General features: G+C 59.4%; 10 protein-coding genes. 5 read left to right on the top strand and 5 right to left on the bottom strand.

Going from position 1 to position 14,359, the window contains the following annotated elements; genetic code table 11:
• Nucleotides 1-14 precede the first annotated feature (14 nt).
• From ACR6AS_RS19365 to ACR6AS_RS19380, 4 genes are all read left to right on the top strand, one after another.
• Nucleotides 15-788: a (S)-acetoin forming diacetyl reductase gene (locus tag ACR6AS_RS19365; RefSeq protein WP_367396372.1), complete on the top strand. Its 774-nt coding sequence runs from the start codon at nt 15-17 to the stop codon at nt 786-788.
• A 192-nt stretch (nt 789-980) separates the two neighbouring features.
• Nucleotides 981-2,432 (top strand): flagellin N-terminal helical domain-containing protein, encoded by a 1,452-nt coding sequence (locus tag ACR6AS_RS19370; protein WP_434163526.1) that lies wholly within the window; start codon nt 981-983, stop codon nt 2,430-2,432.
• Between the two features lie 335 nt (nt 2,433-2,767).
• On the top strand, nt 2,768-4,081 hold the full coding sequence (locus ACR6AS_RS19375; RefSeq protein WP_367396370.1) for a CitMHS family transporter: 1,314 nt from the start codon (nt 2,768-2,770) through the stop codon (nt 4,079-4,081).
• Between the two features lie 160 nt (nt 4,082-4,241).
• A complete protein-coding gene (locus tag ACR6AS_RS19380) occupies nt 4,242-5,081 on the top strand; it encodes an MBL fold metallo-hydrolase (RefSeq protein WP_111138358.1) in 840 nt (279 codons plus the stop codon).
• Between the two features lie 172 nt (nt 5,082-5,253).
• On the opposite strand, the gene ACR6AS_RS19385 is transcribed toward ACR6AS_RS19380, so the two are convergent.
• Nucleotides 5,254-7,791 carry an excinuclease ABC subunit UvrA gene (locus tag ACR6AS_RS19385; RefSeq protein ID WP_111138357.1) on the bottom strand — a complete coding sequence of 846 codons (2,538 nt, stop codon included), beginning with the start codon at nt 7,789-7,791 and terminating at the stop codon, nt 5,254-5,256.
• 494 nt (nt 7,792-8,285) lie between these two features.
• Nucleotides 8,286-8,855: a pyridoxamine 5'-phosphate oxidase family protein gene (locus ACR6AS_RS19390; RefSeq protein ID WP_111138356.1), complete on the bottom strand. Its 570-nt coding sequence runs from the start codon at nt 8,853-8,855 to the stop codon at nt 8,286-8,288.
• A 252-nt stretch (nt 8,856-9,107) separates the two neighbouring features.
• Between ACR6AS_RS19390 and ACR6AS_RS19395 the strand changes: the two genes are divergently transcribed.
• Complete coding sequence (locus ACR6AS_RS19395; RefSeq protein ID WP_111138355.1) at nt 9,108-9,674, top strand: GNAT family N-acetyltransferase; 567 nt, start codon at nt 9,108-9,110, stop codon at nt 9,672-9,674.
• A 36-nt stretch (nt 9,675-9,710) separates the two neighbouring features.
• Here ACR6AS_RS19395 and ACR6AS_RS19400 read toward each other — a convergent pair whose 3' ends face one another.
• From ACR6AS_RS19400 to ACR6AS_RS19410, 3 genes are all read right to left on the bottom strand, one after another.
• Nucleotides 9,711-11,837: a sensor domain-containing phosphodiesterase gene (locus ACR6AS_RS19400; protein WP_434163534.1), complete on the bottom strand. Its 2,127-nt coding sequence runs from the start codon at nt 11,835-11,837 to the stop codon at nt 9,711-9,713.
• A gap of 424 nt (nt 11,838-12,261) precedes the next feature.
• Nucleotides 12,262-12,501: a transcriptional regulator gene (locus tag ACR6AS_RS19405; protein ID WP_111138353.1), complete on the bottom strand. Its 240-nt coding sequence runs from the start codon at nt 12,499-12,501 to the stop codon at nt 12,262-12,264.
• 356 nt (nt 12,502-12,857) lie between these two features.
• On the bottom strand, nt 12,858-14,285 hold the full coding sequence (locus ACR6AS_RS19410) for a methyl-accepting chemotaxis protein (RefSeq protein ID WP_418799714.1): 1,428 nt from the start codon (nt 14,283-14,285) through the stop codon (nt 12,858-12,860).
• Nucleotides 14,286-14,359: the final 74 nt, after the last annotated feature.

Below are 14,359 nucleotides of genomic sequence, written 5' to 3' on the forward strand. Positions count from 1 at the left end.
ATAAGGAAAGGACGATGAAAAACAGAGTGGCACTGGTGACTGGCGCAGGCCAGGGGATTGGCGAAGCGATCGCCCTGCGCCTGGCCAGAGATGGCCTGGCCGTGGCGGTGGCCGATTTTAACGAGGAGACCGCCCACCAGGTGGCGGAGAAGATCAACCAGCAGGGCGGCAAAGCGATCGCCCTGAAGGTGGATGTCTCGCAGCGTGATCAGGTTATGGCCGCGGTTGAAGAGGCGCGTCTCGCCCTGGGCGGGTTTGATGTTATCGTCAACAACGCCGGTATCGCCCCCTCCACGCCCATTGCGGAGATCACCGAAGCGGTGGTCGACAAAGTCTATAACGTCAATGTCAAAGGGGTGATCTGGGGTATGCAGGCGGCGATTCAGGCTTTCGCCGCAGAGGGGCACGGCGGCAAAATCATCAACGCCTGTTCCCAGGCGGGTCACGTCGGCAACCCGGATCTGGCGGTTTACAGCTCCAGTAAGTTTGCAGTGCGCGGCCTGACACAGACCGCTGCCCGCGATTTGGCCCCGGCCGGTATCACGGTCAATGCCTTCTGTCCGGGTATTGTCAGAACGCCGATGTGGGAAGAGATAGACCGGCAGATCTCCGAAGCGGCCGGGAAACCGGCCGGTTATGGCACCGAGTCCTTTGCGAAACGCATTACGCTGGGTCGCCTCTCTGAGCCGGAGGATGTGGCCGCCTGCGTAGCCTATCTCGCCAGCTCCGACTCCGACTATATGACCGGTCAGTCGCTGCTGATCGACGGCGGCATGGTGTTTAACTGATGCTCATCGCCTGTTGCACCTTGACGCAACAGGCGCCCTTTCCGTTCAGGTAAACGTTAATTTTTTTTTATTTGAAAAGCGGTTAATCATCAGCGTGTTGCCCTTTTTCTGCGCATTCTGCTGCCTCAGCGATTAAAGCTGCTTATCACCCTGCCGATAAATCAGAGACTCCTCTCCCTGTCCGAAGCGACTATGTTAACCATCAATCATAACGAAGCCGCCGCTAACCTGAACAATGCGCGGTACAGCACTGAGTCGATTCTTGGACGAACGATTGAACGCTTATCATCAGGGATGCGGATTAACAGTGCAAAAGATGACGCGGCGGGTCAGGCGATTGCCAACCGCATGACGGCCAACATCAACGCCGATGCGGTGGTGGCGCGTGGCCTTAATGACGCGATCAGCTACTCCCAGACCGCCGATGGCGGCCTGAGCAGTATCGTCAATATGCTGGTCCAGGCTCGCGCACTTTCCGTTCAGGCCGCGAACGGTACACTGTCCGACGCCGACAGGCAAAGCGTCAACGACCAGTATCAGCAGATCCTGGCTGGCATCAACGACATCGCCGATCAGACCGAACTTTTTGGCCGCTACCCGCTGGCGACCAATAATCCCGATCTGCCACCCGCTAAACTGGGTAACGTCGACCCGATAAACACAAAATTCCCGGTGGCGGGCAAAAGCTACTCGTTTACCTCCGGCGTTATTCCGCTGGCCTATATTCCGGCAGGATCGACGGGCATATCCATCACCATCGACTCTCTGGGACAGGATGATGACCTTCAGCTGTTTACCCGTGATGGAAAGCATCTGGCCGGAACGCCGCTTGATGGTTCCGCGCCCGACTACACCTGGAGCAGCAAAGGCATAAACGATGCAGCAACCGCGGACGCCCGGCTGCTGACCAGCAAGAACGGTTTCACCCCCGGCGCGACCTATGACAGCTCGCAGCTGCTGGAAGGGGGGACGAGCTGGGCGCTGGCGGGCAGTAACAGCAGCAGCTACAACGGCATGAATATCACCTACAGCGGTGACGGCGATCGCTATGAAGATGTCGCCAGCGGCGATTTCAATAACGGCACCAACACCGGTACCCGGCTGGAGCGTATTTCGCTGGATACCGTCACTGAAGATCTGATTGTGGTTGTTGTGGGCAACGGCTCCTTCACCGCGAACCTGACCTGGGGAAACCTGCCGGAGCCCAAAGGCGTGCCCGCCACTCCGCCCCATGAGAGCCGCCCGCTGGAAGTTATCACCAGCGCCGATTATGGTCAGCCGGTGCAGTCGGATAGCATTCCCGCAACGCCGTCAGACACCAAAGCACTGGGGCTGAACAATACGACGCTGCTGACCAGTGGTGATATCACTGTCACGATGACGGCGCTGGATGGCGCGCTGGCGAAGGTCAGCGGCTATCAGTCCCTCTATGGCGCTAAGATCAATCGCTACGAGTCGAACCGTAACGTGTTAGCGCAGCAGGGTGTGGATACCGCCGCCGCACGCAGCCGTATTCAGGATGCCGATTATGCTGAAGAAGCAAGCCAGCTGGCGCGCAGCCAGATCATCCAGCAGGGTCAGACGGCCGTCAGTAAGATGACCAGTAAAACGCCGGAGATGATTATCCAGTTGTTAGGCAGCTAACCTTCTGAAAGGGCTGAGCATTCCGCTTCAGCCTTTTTTCCCACACCCGCATCACCACTTCTGATCCCACGCTGTGCTGGCCCTGGAGGCCGGATAACGCTGTCGTTCCCTTTGATCCCGATCACACATTCTCGTTTAAGATTCGTTTAAGAATGATGACGATCACCTTTTTTTGTTAAATAAATGCTAAATCCTGATAACTCTTTACTATCAGCTTTCTGTGCAGGGTTAACTAAAACAATAGCTTAATCGTTATCAGGCTAAGTAATTACCTGAATTCTCCTGCCTGAAGATAACTTTTCTATAACTTTTACACCATTGTGAGGGCTGTTACTTTGCTGACGATACTGGGTTTTTCCATGGTGGTCTGCTTCATGTACCTGATCATGACCAGGCGCATGTCCGCCCTGATTGCGCTGATCCTGATCCCCACCCTGTTTGCGCTGATAGGCGGTTTTCACGCGGGCCTGGGTGCCATGATGCTGGATGGCGTCAAAAAACTGGCCCCCACCGGCGTGATGCTGACCTTCTCCATACTCTATTTCGGTCTGATGATCGATGCCGGACTGTTTGATCCGCTGGTGCGTTTTATTCTCCGGCTGGTGCGCGGAGACCCGCTCAAAGTGCTGGTGGGAACGGCGATTTTAACCCTGCTGGTCTCGCTGGATGGTGACAGTTCGACCACCTATATGATCGCCATTGCCGCTTTCCTGCCGCTCTATCACCGGCTGGGTATGAACGTACTGATGATGACCTGCCTGGTCAATCTCGCCAGCGGTATCATGAACCTCTCACCCTGGGGCGGACCGACGGCCCGTGCTGCCGCGGCGCTGCGCATCGACGCTCTCGACATCTTTATTCCAATGCTGCCTGCCATGCTGCTGGCGTGCGCCAGTCTGGTGGCGATGGCGGTGCTGTTTGGTCTGCGTGAGCGTAAGCGTTTAGGCGTGATGAGCATGAAAGAGCATCATCTGGACAACATTGAGCTGGGGCTGGGCGACGCCGAAGAGTGCGCCGCCAACCGCCGTCCAAAGATGTTCTGGCCGAACTTCATTCTGACCACCGTGCTGCTGGTGCTGCTGGTCATCGGCTTAATGCCGATTCAGATCCTGTTTATGCTGGCGTTTGCGATTGCCGTCATGCTCAACTATCCGACGCTGGAGGAGCAGAAAGCCCGCATCAGCGCGCACGCCGGAAACGTGCTGGCAGTGACCTCGCTGATTTTTGCCGCAGGTATTTTCACCGGGATCCTCTCCGGGACCGGCATGGTCGATGCGATGGCGAAGAGCCTGCTGGCGGTGATCCCACACAGCTTCGGGCCTTACCTGGCGCTCTTTACCGCGCTGGTCAGCCTGCCTTTCACCTTCTTTATGTCGAATGACGCCTTTTACTTCGGCATTCTCCCGGTGATCGCCCAGACGGCGGCCAGCTACGGCATTACCGCAGAAGAGATCGCCCGCGCATCTATCGTCGGTCAGCCATTCCACCTGCTGAGCCCGCTGGTGCCATCCGTTTACCTGCTGGTTGGCCTGGCGAAGGTTGATATCGGTGACCACCAGCGTTTTGCCATCAAGTGGGGAATTCTGGTCAGTCTCGTCCTGATGGCGGGCGGCCTGATCACCGGCGCTTTCCCGCTGTTCCACCGTTAATCTTCCGTTTTCTGGCGGATAACCGACAATCCTGACCGGTTATCCGCTTCACCGCTCCGCCTACTGCTCCAACCCTCTCTACACTCTATAGCCAGGCTGAGATCTGTGTGCCGGACGGCACCCGCCTCGGATCATTTCCCGTTAACGCAATGGAGCTTCGATGAAAATTCACCATCTTAACTGCGGCTGTATGTGCCCGCTGGGCGGCGCGTTCTACGATGGATTCAGCAAAGGCCTCAGGGCGCATCTGGTCTGCCACTGTCTGCTAATCGAGACCGACCGCGATGGGCTGGTGCTGGTGGATACCGGATTCGGACGGCAGGATGTCCATGCGCCCGGCAGCCGTCTGTCCGGCTTTTTTCGTGCGCTGAACAATATTCAGCGACGCGACGATCTCACTGCGCTGTCCCAGATCACGGCGCGGGGATTCCGGGCGGAAGATGTACGCCATATCATCCTGACCCATCTCGATTTTGACCATGCCGGCGGGCTGACCGATTTTCCGCAGGCGCGCCTCCATCTGTTGCAGCAGGAGGTTGATACCGCCCATCGCCGTCATAGCTGGCTGTCGCGTGAACGTTACCGTCCAGGACAATGGGGCGGGATCAGCCAGTGGGAAACCTATCAGCCGCAGGGAGAAACCTGGTTTGGTTTTGAGGCCGTCAATCGCCTGCGTGACCTGCCGCCAGAGATTCTGCTGGTGCCGCTGGCAGGCCATACACCCGGTCACGCGGGTATCGCCATCCGGCAGCCCGATGGCTGGCTGTTGCACGGCGGCGATGCCTGGTTTTATCGCGGTGAGATGCGCCAGCAGACGCGACACTGCACGCCGGGGCTGCGCTTTTACCAGTGGATGATGGGAATGGATAACCGGGCCAGGCGGCATAATCAGCAGCGACTGCGGGATCTCTCCTGCCAGCATGGAGGTGAGATTACCTTTTTCTGCAGTCATGACGTCCGCGAACTGGATGGATTGCAGGCTAATGCACCACTGCGCTGATAAAATCCCGGTCTCCACTGATCAGGGCAGCAGGATGAACGGGGCAGACAGGCCGTCAGTGCGAACGCGCTGTTAACCGCCTCCTGCCGGGATCATTACTGACGGGCTCAGAAGCTGACTTCCGGGCCCTTCTGCTACTGCCGTTTCAGCCGCGGCGTCCGGTGCTGTCAGCTTATGCCGGATCGCCCGTCCGCTTTTTCAGCTGCGCAGCCAGCCAGGGGGCGGTAAGACTCTGTTTCGCGCGGCTGACCGCCTCCGGTGACCCGGCTGAGACAATCCGCCCGCCCTTCAGCCCGGAACCGGGCCCCAGATCGATGACCCAGTCTGCCTCGGCCACAATCCGCATCGTGTGTTCCGCCATCACCACGGTATGGCCGCGCATCACCAGCTCATCCAGCACGACCAGCAGTTTATCCATGTCCGACGGATGCAGACCTGTCGAAGGCTCATCCAGCAGATAGAGCGTGGCGGTGCGCTGCACGCGCTGCAGTTCCCAGGCGAGCTTGATGCGCTGACACTCGCCACCGGAGAGTTCCGTGGCGGGCTGCCCTAGCGTCAGATAGCCCAGGCCCAGGGACGTCAGCGCCGTCAGGGAACGCTGGATCCCGTCATATTCCCGGAACAGTTCGCTGGCCTCATCGACGGTAAGATCGAGCACGTCGGCGATCGTGAGGTTATTCCATGTCACCTCAAGCGTTTCAGGATTATAACGGCGTCCCTCACAGACCGAGCAGGTTGCCGTCGCGCTCGGCATAAAGAGCAGCTCAATGGAAATCTGCCCCTGCCCTTCACACGCCGGACAGCGCCCGGCGGGCAGGTTGAATGAAAAGCGGCTGGCGCTGAACCCTCTGGCTTTCGCGGCGGGCGTGTCGGCAAAGAGCCGGCGGATGATGTCGAAAAATCCGGTGTAGGTGGCAAGATTCGAGCGTGGCGTCCGACCGATCGGACGCTGATCGATCCTGACCAGCCGGCCGATGGCATCACCGCCACTGGTTATCTGGCCTGTCACATCAGGCACCGGCTCCTCTTCCTCGCCCTCCTGGCTGTCAGGTGGCGTATCAAAACGTCCGAGCAATTCCGGCAGTACGCGATTCAGCAGGGTGGATTTGCCCGATCCCGAAATCCCGGTGACAGCGGTCATTCTCGCCAGCGGGATAGCAATATCGACGCCGACGATATTGTTGCAGACGATCTGCGCCAGCCTGAGCCAGTGCTCAGCAGGCCGACGCTGACGCAGCCCGCTGTAGCTGCGGGCAAAGAGATATTCCGCGGTCGGCGAGGCGCTGACCGCTTCCAGTCCGGCTGGCACCCCGTTATAGACGATCGCGCCGCCATGACTGCCCGGACCCGGCCCGACCTCCACCAGCCAGTCCGCCCCGGCAATCAGGTCCGTATTATGCTCGACGACAACCAGTGAGTTGCCTGCCCGGACCAGGTTTTTCAGTGAGACCTGCAGCGATCGGACATCGTCGGGATGCAGCCCCGCTGAAGGCTCATCCAGCACGTAGAGTACGCCGAACAGATGGGAAATCAGCTGGGTGGCCAGACGTACGCGCTGCAGCTCACCAGAGGAAAGCTGCGTGGTACGGCGTCCCGGCGCGAGATGTCCCAGCCCCAGCGTCTCCAGCTGACCAAGCCGCGTGCAGATATCGGCGGTCATGCGGAGCACCGCCTCGCGCAGCGCCGCTTCGGCGGGCATATCCGGCGAGACGCCCTGTGCATAGGGTTTCAGCCGCTCACGCAGTTCAGAGACCGGAAGCTCACTCAGGCTGGCGATATCCTCTCCGGCAAAAGTGACGGAGAGCGCATCCCGGTTGAGCCTTTTGCCGTGGCATTCCGGACAGGGCGCGACCGTCACAAAGCGCGCCAGCCGTTTCTTCGTGGTTTCGCTGCCACCCGCATAGCCCTGCAGCACAATTTTTGCCGCACTGGTGTAGGTGCCGGTATAGGCGGGCTCTTCGCCCGTCGCCAGCGCTTTTTCCCGCTGCGCCGCGTTCAGCCCGACAAAAATCGGCACGGAGGGTTGTTCATCGGTCAGCAGTATCCACTGCCGATCGCGGGATGAAAGCGTGTGCCAGGGCGCATCGACGTCATAGCCGAGCGTCTCCAGGATGCTGCGCAGATTCTTGTTGTGCCAGCCTCTGGGCCATGAGGCAATCGCGCCTTCGCGGATGCTGAGTGATTCATCCGGCACCATCGCTTCGGTTCTGACGGTATGCACCCGGCCAAGTCCCTGACAATGCGGACAGGCGCCTTTGGGATGGTTGGGGGAAAAATAGTCGGCCGTCATGAAGGGCACGCCCTCTGGCCTTACGCCCGCACGGGAAAACAGCAGGCGCAGCGTGACGGAAATGCGGGTCAGGCTGCCCACCGTTGAGCGTTCCTGGGCACCCGTCCGGCTCTGCTGAAGCGCCACGGCAGGCGGAAGCCCGTCGATATTGTCCACATCCGGCGCAGCGGCCTGATCGATGAGACGGCGGGCGTGAGGCGAAACCGACTCAATAAACCGGCGCTGCGCTTCCGCATAGAGGGTGTCAAAAGCGAGTGAGGACTTGCCGGAGCCGGAGACCCCGGTAAAGACCACCAGCGCATTCCGGGGGAACCGCAGCGACACATCTTTAAGATTGTGTGTTCTGGCACCCTGAACCGAGACATAAGGATCAATGTGCTCATCAGCGCGGTAAGGATCGGTGGAGCTTTTTTCTTTCATGATGTCCCTGTTTGATCATCTCTGGCAGGCTAAGGCTCGCCTGCCGGTAGTCGCTGAAAGTGGTGATGGCCGATTGGGTGTTCAGGCGATGCGGCCCGCTCCGGCCCCGGCACCCAGGCAAGGGTAGTCAGGGATCCTGGGATGTACAACGCAGTGGGGAGGTATTTGATGCGGGAGGAGAGGTGCCGCATTAACCGGCTCTCATCTCAGGAGGCGGGGGGATTTCCTGAACGGACCCGGAACCGGTATTCTGGCTGGCTCTTCTTCCGCACCTGACACAAGGGGGGGCGGATCATCGGAAGCGGCAGCTCGCGCCTGTTGTTCAGCCCTTCATGAACGCAATCAGGGTGCCCGGTTGCCGGTAACAGATCTCATACGATCAGTCTCAGCTGCTCCCTGCAAATTTTAATCGCGTCTGCCGGATCGGATGTCCTGATGAGAAAAGGTTTCTGCGCATAGTGTTCGATAAGCAGAATCATCACTGTCAGCTCCCCTTACGGATTAATCCACTCGCTTGCCAGTAATGCCCCCTCAGCGGCATAGCGAAACAGCGCGCGCTGGTTGTCATTTCGCTGAAGCTGATAAGCGTCAAGCCTGCTGGTGTGAAGGATCACCACGCCGAAGCGGGATTCTCCGGCTTCCGGGTCCGTTAATTCATCTGGCTGATGCGCTGTTACCCGCACCCCGCCAGGCGCTCCACCGCTGTATGTCTGCCGGGTATGCGACGGCAGCGCACGCCAGGTGCTCCGGGCGATCTCACTGCCTGCCGCATAAAGGTGAACCTGCCCGGCCAGGCGCAGTTGCAGGCGGCGCTCATGGCAATATCCCAGTACGGTGACCTGCGGGTTCGCCGCCATCTCCTGCCATTTCGGGCTGCGGACATCGGTATGAAATGTCAGCCTCCGGCGCGCATCATCGCATTCGCGCAGTACCACGATGCGCGCCTGAGGCCGCTGCGCGGTATCGGCCGTGCAGAGCGTCACATACCGGAATCCGGCGTGCGGATCGGCGGCCGCGTCCATCAGTCCCGTCCAGGCGTCAGCTTCAAACGTTTTCAGATCCATAGGGCTACTCTCATCAGCGTCAACATTCAGCTATCGGACTAAGCGTAGCAATGAAGCGGGAAGATGACCTGCCAGCACAGTTATGAATAACTCCTGTGAGCAGTCGCCAGCAGAGGCGAATGCGAAAAACAGGAAAATATCCCGACCTTGCGTGGCGCTTCGCATCGTGACGCGATCGCCTGCCGTTCGTCTTTAATAGTGTGGTATTTTTGCTCCATCACCTCACTAATCCGATTCCCAGGAAGTGACCGCATGTCAACGGACGCGTCTGAAACCCCGCCACAGGTAATCTCGCCCCGCCTCACCTACCGTCCGCTGCGTCAGCAGGACTGGCCTTTCTATCTGGCAGTCAGTCAGGACCGATCGGTGATGCAATACATCAGCGACCCGCGCAGCGCCGAAGAGATCAGAACACACTCTTTTGATGTGCGGCTGCCCGCCTGGTACAGGGGCTGTCCGCACTGGCTATGTCTGGTGATTGAGGAGAAAACCTCCGGGCTTCCGGTGGGCCTGTGCGGGTTTATCGATCGCGGAGACGGGATAGCTGAGGCGGGTTTTCTGCTGGCCGCAGAGGCGCAGGGTAAAGGCTACGGCAGCGAGTCGCTGCGGGCCACGATCGCCTTCTGCTTTGAGCAGCAGAATTACCGTAAAATGGTCGCCACCGTCACGGCGGGTAACGCGGCATCATGCCGGACCCTGCTGTCGGCCGGTTTTATTCAGGAAGGCACCTTACGGCAGAACTTCTTTCTCGACGGCAGATGGCAGGATGACTGGATCTTCGGCTTGCTGAAAGAGGAATACCGGCCAGCAGCACGCTGATGAGTGGCCAGCGCGCCGCCGTACAGGACGAACCGGTCAGCGTGGCGTGACGCCGTAACCGCTGACAGCAGGCAGCACAGGGGCTTCCTGATCCAGCATCGCCTCAAAGTCCTCTGGCGTCAGTGGCTGACATAACCCATTTCCCTGCATCACGTTGCATCCGGCTGTCGTGACAAAAGCGATCTGATCTTTCTCCTCCACGCCTTCTGCCGCGACCTGAATACCCAGGCTTTTCCCCAGCGCGGTCATGGCGCGAAACATCATCCGCACCCGCATACTGGAATCCAGTTCCAGCGTCAGCGACTTATCGATCTTGAAGCCCGACACAAAGCTGTAGCGCAGCAGATTAAGCGCCCCCAGCGTCCGACCGTAGTGATCGATAACAAAGGAGGCGCCCGTCCGGCGCACGGCCTCCACCTGCGCGGGCATATCCTGCACCAGCACCGCCAGCAGCGGCTCATCCACCTCCAGCTCGACGAAACCGGCATCGCCTCCGGCGCTTTCACGGATCACCGCTTCCAGCGTCTGTCCGGTCAGCTGACGCGGAAACAGGTTGATGCTGACGCGAAGCGCGGGAAAACGCACCTGCCACTGCCGGACCTGAGCCAGCGCACTGCGGATAATCCACTCCCCGAGCGTGACGGAAAGCGGAGTCTTCACCAGCATACCGATGAACTCCGCGGGCAACAGCAAGCCGCGCGTCGGATGCTGCCAGCGCACCAGGGTCTCGCAGCCCACGAGTCTGCCGCTTTCCACGTCGTAGCGGGGCTGATAATAAAGCGTGAACTGCTGCTGCCGTACCGCCGTTTCCAGTTCGCGCTCAAAGCGACGACGCTGCTGTTCGGCATCCCGGAATGCGGGCATAAACAGAATGCTGCACCCTTTGCCCGAGGCCTTGGCGCGATAGAGCGCCAGGTCCGCGGCAGACATCACCGAAGAGGGATCGCGGCCATGCTCAGGATAAGAGGCGATGCCAGTGCTGGCTCCCACCACAACGGGTGAGTCGTGGTAACGGAACGGCGTCTGCACGGCCGCAATCAGTTTTTCCGCCATGATTGCCGCTTCGGCGCTGCCACCCGCCAGCAGGATCACAAATTCATCACCGCCCAGACGCGCAGCCGTTACGGCGCTGGTACAGACCGCCCGAATCTGTTCGGCGACGTGACACAGCAGCGCATCCCCGGCGGCATGTCCCAGCGTGTCATTGACCTCCTTGAAGCCATCGAGGTCGGTCATCAGTAGCGTATAGGGCACGCCCGCTTTGGTCAGCTGAGCCACCTGCTCCATAAAGGCGCTGCGGCTGGCGAGTCGCGTCAGCATATCCAGAGAGGCCAGTTCACAGAGTCGCGCTTCACTCTCATAGCGGGCCGTGACATCACGGATAATCATTCCCACCAGCCGCTCGCCCTCTTCACACCAGCCGGAAAAAGAGACCTCGGCCGGAAATTCGCGACCGTTCCGGGTCACGCCCCAGATCTGTAACGAGCGCGGCAGAGAGATCGCCGCATCATCCGCGGTGATACGAGCCAGTTCGGTGCGATAATCGGTCTGGCAGCGCGCCGGAATCAGCTCGCTGACGTACTGGCCCCGCATCTCTTCGGCGGTGTAGCCAAACAGCGCCGTCGCGGCCGGATTCCAGAAGATGATGCCGCGCCGCAGGTCGGTGCAGACAATGGCGTCAGGCGAGGTCGATGAGATCGCCTGAAGCCGCTGCTGGCTGGTGTAACGCAGCAATTCCAGACGGTGCATCTCCATGCGATCCATCACCAGGGCGGCGATGTCGGCCAGATGCTGCCGATCCTCCGCCGTCAGCGGCTCACGCGGATGGCTGTCGGTCAGGCAGACGGTGCCAATGTGATGACCATCGGGGGTTGAGAGCGGGATCCCGGCGTAAAAGCGGATAAAGGGATAGCCATGCACCAGCGGACTGTCGCAAAAGCGCGGATCCTTCAGCGTATCGGGCACACAGAGGATGTCGCCTTTCGCCAGCGTATGATTGCAGAAAGCGACGTTACGCGCGGTGCCGGAGATATTCAGACCGTAGCGGGAGGCGAAGAATTGCCGCTTCTCATCAATCAGCGACACAAAGGCGACCGGCACCTTAAACAGGCGCGCGGCCAGCGTGGTGAGGCGGTCCAGCGCATCGGTCGGCGGTGTATCCATCAGATGATACTGTTTGAGTGCGTCGAGGCGAGCGGCCTCGGCATCATGATAAACGGGACGTTTCAACGTCATCTCCCCTCTGATGTTATCTGCTGTGGCCGGCATGACACAGCATAAAGAGGACACGTTCAATCAGACAGGACGGACAGATTGCACTGCCGACCCGCTGCCGGAAGAAAGGCCCGTCAGTGAGCCCGGCAGCAACAGATTGCCGCACAGAGCCCGATAAAGCTGGTGCCGCCAGAAGCGGACGCCAGTTAACACGTTCTGCCCGGCTGAGAGGTCGCGACGCAGCAGCGCCTGTTTGCGGACCGCGCCAGCCAGAACCGGCCGGGGCATATCAGACGAGCGGGATAATGCGCTTCGTTTAGCTATATATCGGCCTGACATAACTTTACTTCAGCGAAAACAGAGGCTGACGATCCTACTTTTTCGGTTTCGGGACCAGCTCATAGTAGGGATGCTCTCCGGCCAGCAGCATCAGCAGCTCATATTCCCCCTGGCTGAGCAGCGCAGGATTTTTCGATGCTTCTTTGGTCTGCCAGACCCGCTGGCTGAGATCAAACCGCTCTGCCGCAATCTCCTGTGAGAGTCCGGCTGCCTTACGCAGTTCACGCACGTTGTGCTGCACAACGACGGGCTGCTGAAAAATCTGATTTCTCATATGAACGCTCCGCATACGGTGCCCCGATCCGATGGCCGGACAGAAGGATCTGCCTGCAGCCAACATATAAATTTGAGTTAAGTTTTAAATCCCGGGTATTTTTCGTGTCAGGAAAGCGTAAAAAATCAGCAAACGTGCTGGAATTAAGTGAAATTATATTTTCCGTTCTCATCGGACAATTCCTGCCCGGCTTGAATCATTATTTTCATTCTGAATCGCAAAAATGGCTTTGCGATGATCGGCGTCAATAACACTTAAAATAAATGACGCATTTATTCATCTTTAAAATAAGCCGGAAAGCTGGCCGCGATTAATACATGTACGGCCAGCCCGGACTTAATGAGAGGGCGTTCAGGCTAGGCCTGACTGAAGGCGGCCCAGCCACCCGGCTGCTCCACGGGCCTGCTGACCGCAGAAGCAGGCTGTTGTGGCAGGGTAAAACGCGTAATCACGCTTCCCAGCGTTTCGGTCTGTCCACTGAGGCTGCCAGCCGTTGCAGAAACCTGCTGAACCAGCGTCGCATTCTGCTGGGTCACGCGGTCCAGTTCAGCCACGGCCACCGTCACCTGGGCAATCCCCTTACTCTGCTCATCCGATGCCAGCGCAATCTGTCCGATGCGCTCGTTAACACCGCCGACGCCACGCAGCACCGCTTCCATCGTGGTCCCTGCGCTCTCGGCCGCACGCCTGCCGTCATCGACACGCGCGACCGTTTCGGTAATCAGCTCTTCAATCTCTTTAGAGGCGGCCGCGCTGCGCTGCGCCAGTGAACGGACCTCGCTGGCAACCACCGCAAAACCGCGGCCCTGCTCACCCGCACGGGCCGCTTCGACGGCGGCGTTCAGCGCCAGGATATTGGTCTGAAACGCAATGCCGTTGATAGTGGCAGTGAACTGGCGGATTTTTTCTGAGCCCTGCGCAATGCTGGCAATAGCCGTCGCGACTGTCCGGACCAGCGCCACACCCTCGCGGGTGGTATCCGTGGTGCTGACGGCCAGTTCCCGCGCCTCGCGGGCGTTCTGCGCGTTGTTGCGTACGGTGACGGTGATCTCCTCCATGCTGGCCGCCGTCTGCTCCAGCGCCGCAGCCTGGGTCGAAGTCCGGTCAGAGAGGTCCGCATTGCCTGCAGCAATGTCACCCGCTTCGCGATGAAGGATCGCCGCGTTATCGTGAATGGCACTGACCGTTTCCAGCAGACTGTGCTGCATCTCTTTCACCAGCGGCACCAGCTGACCAACGCAGTTGCGCCCCAGATCTTCAGGTTCACGGGTCAGATCGCCGTCCGCGATTACTTTCAGGTGCGCGCGGATCTTACCTACCGGACGCACCAGATGAACCACCAGATAGCGGTCACAGAACAGCAGCAATGCCACGGACATCAGCAGCGCGGCCAGCAGTGCGCCTTCCAGCTTACGGCGGTCAGCCCTGAGCGGAGCCTGACTTTGTGCCAGTTGCTGCGTCAGCTGATTAAGCTGTTCGCGGGCAGCGGACGGGAAGTCTGCAGGGGCGGCCAGGAGGGTTGTACGCAGACCATCCCATTCAGGGCCGGCCGGCATCGCGGCAATGAGCGCATCTTTCTCGGCCGGACGGCCGCTCTGCATAACGAGAGCACTCTGCGCCAGCACGCTCAGCTGCTGCGACAGGAGGTCGGCGCGTTCCGTCTGGCGAAAGATATCGCGTACGACCTGGTTGCTGTAACCGCCCGCCAGCGCGATCACGCCGACGGATACGATCATCATCCACAGCACAACGCGGCGAATGGTGAAATGCCTGAGTGAATTCATGAGGGTTTCCCTGATGTTGTTTTGGTGTAGTTAAAAAAGGCAATAATGAGTTTTGTCATCTACTTTAATGCGTT

It is taken from the genome of Pantoea phosphatilytica, from assembly GCF_051025615.1.
In the GTDB taxonomy this organism is placed as follows: Bacteria; Pseudomonadota; Gammaproteobacteria; order Enterobacterales; family Enterobacteriaceae; genus Pantoea.

What these genes read in the sequence shown, in the direction of transcription:
- ACR6AS_RS19365 (WP_367396372.1), top strand. Translation starts at nt 15, where the DNA reads ATGAAAAACAGAGTGGCACTGGTGACTGGCGCAGGCCAGGGGATTGGC.
- ACR6AS_RS19370 (WP_434163526.1), top strand. Translation starts at nt 981, where the DNA reads ATGTTAACCATCAATCATAACGAAGCCGCCGCTAACCTGAACAATGCG.
- ACR6AS_RS19380 (WP_111138358.1), top strand. Translation starts at nt 4,242, where the DNA reads ATGAAAATTCACCATCTTAACTGCGGCTGTATGTGCCCGCTGGGCGGC.
- ACR6AS_RS19385 (WP_111138357.1), bottom strand. Translation starts at nt 7,791, where the DNA reads ATGAAAGAAAAAAGCTCCACCGATCCTTACCGCGCTGATGAGCACATT.
- ACR6AS_RS19390 (WP_111138356.1), bottom strand. Translation starts at nt 8,855, where the DNA reads ATGGATCTGAAAACGTTTGAAGCTGACGCCTGGACGGGACTGATGGAC.
- ACR6AS_RS19395 (WP_111138355.1), top strand. Translation starts at nt 9,108, where the DNA reads ATGTCAACGGACGCGTCTGAAACCCCGCCACAGGTAATCTCGCCCCGC.
- ACR6AS_RS19400 (WP_434163534.1), bottom strand. Translation starts at nt 11,837, where the DNA reads ATGGATACACCGCCGACCGATGCGCTGGACCGCCTCACCACGCTGGCC.
- ACR6AS_RS19405 (WP_111138353.1), bottom strand. Translation starts at nt 12,501, where the DNA reads ATGAGAAATCAGATTTTTCAGCAGCCCGTCGTTGTGCAGCACAACGTG.
- ACR6AS_RS19410 (WP_418799714.1), bottom strand. Translation starts at nt 14,285, where the DNA reads ATGAATTCACTCAGGCATTTCACCATTCGCCGCGTTGTGCTGTGGATG.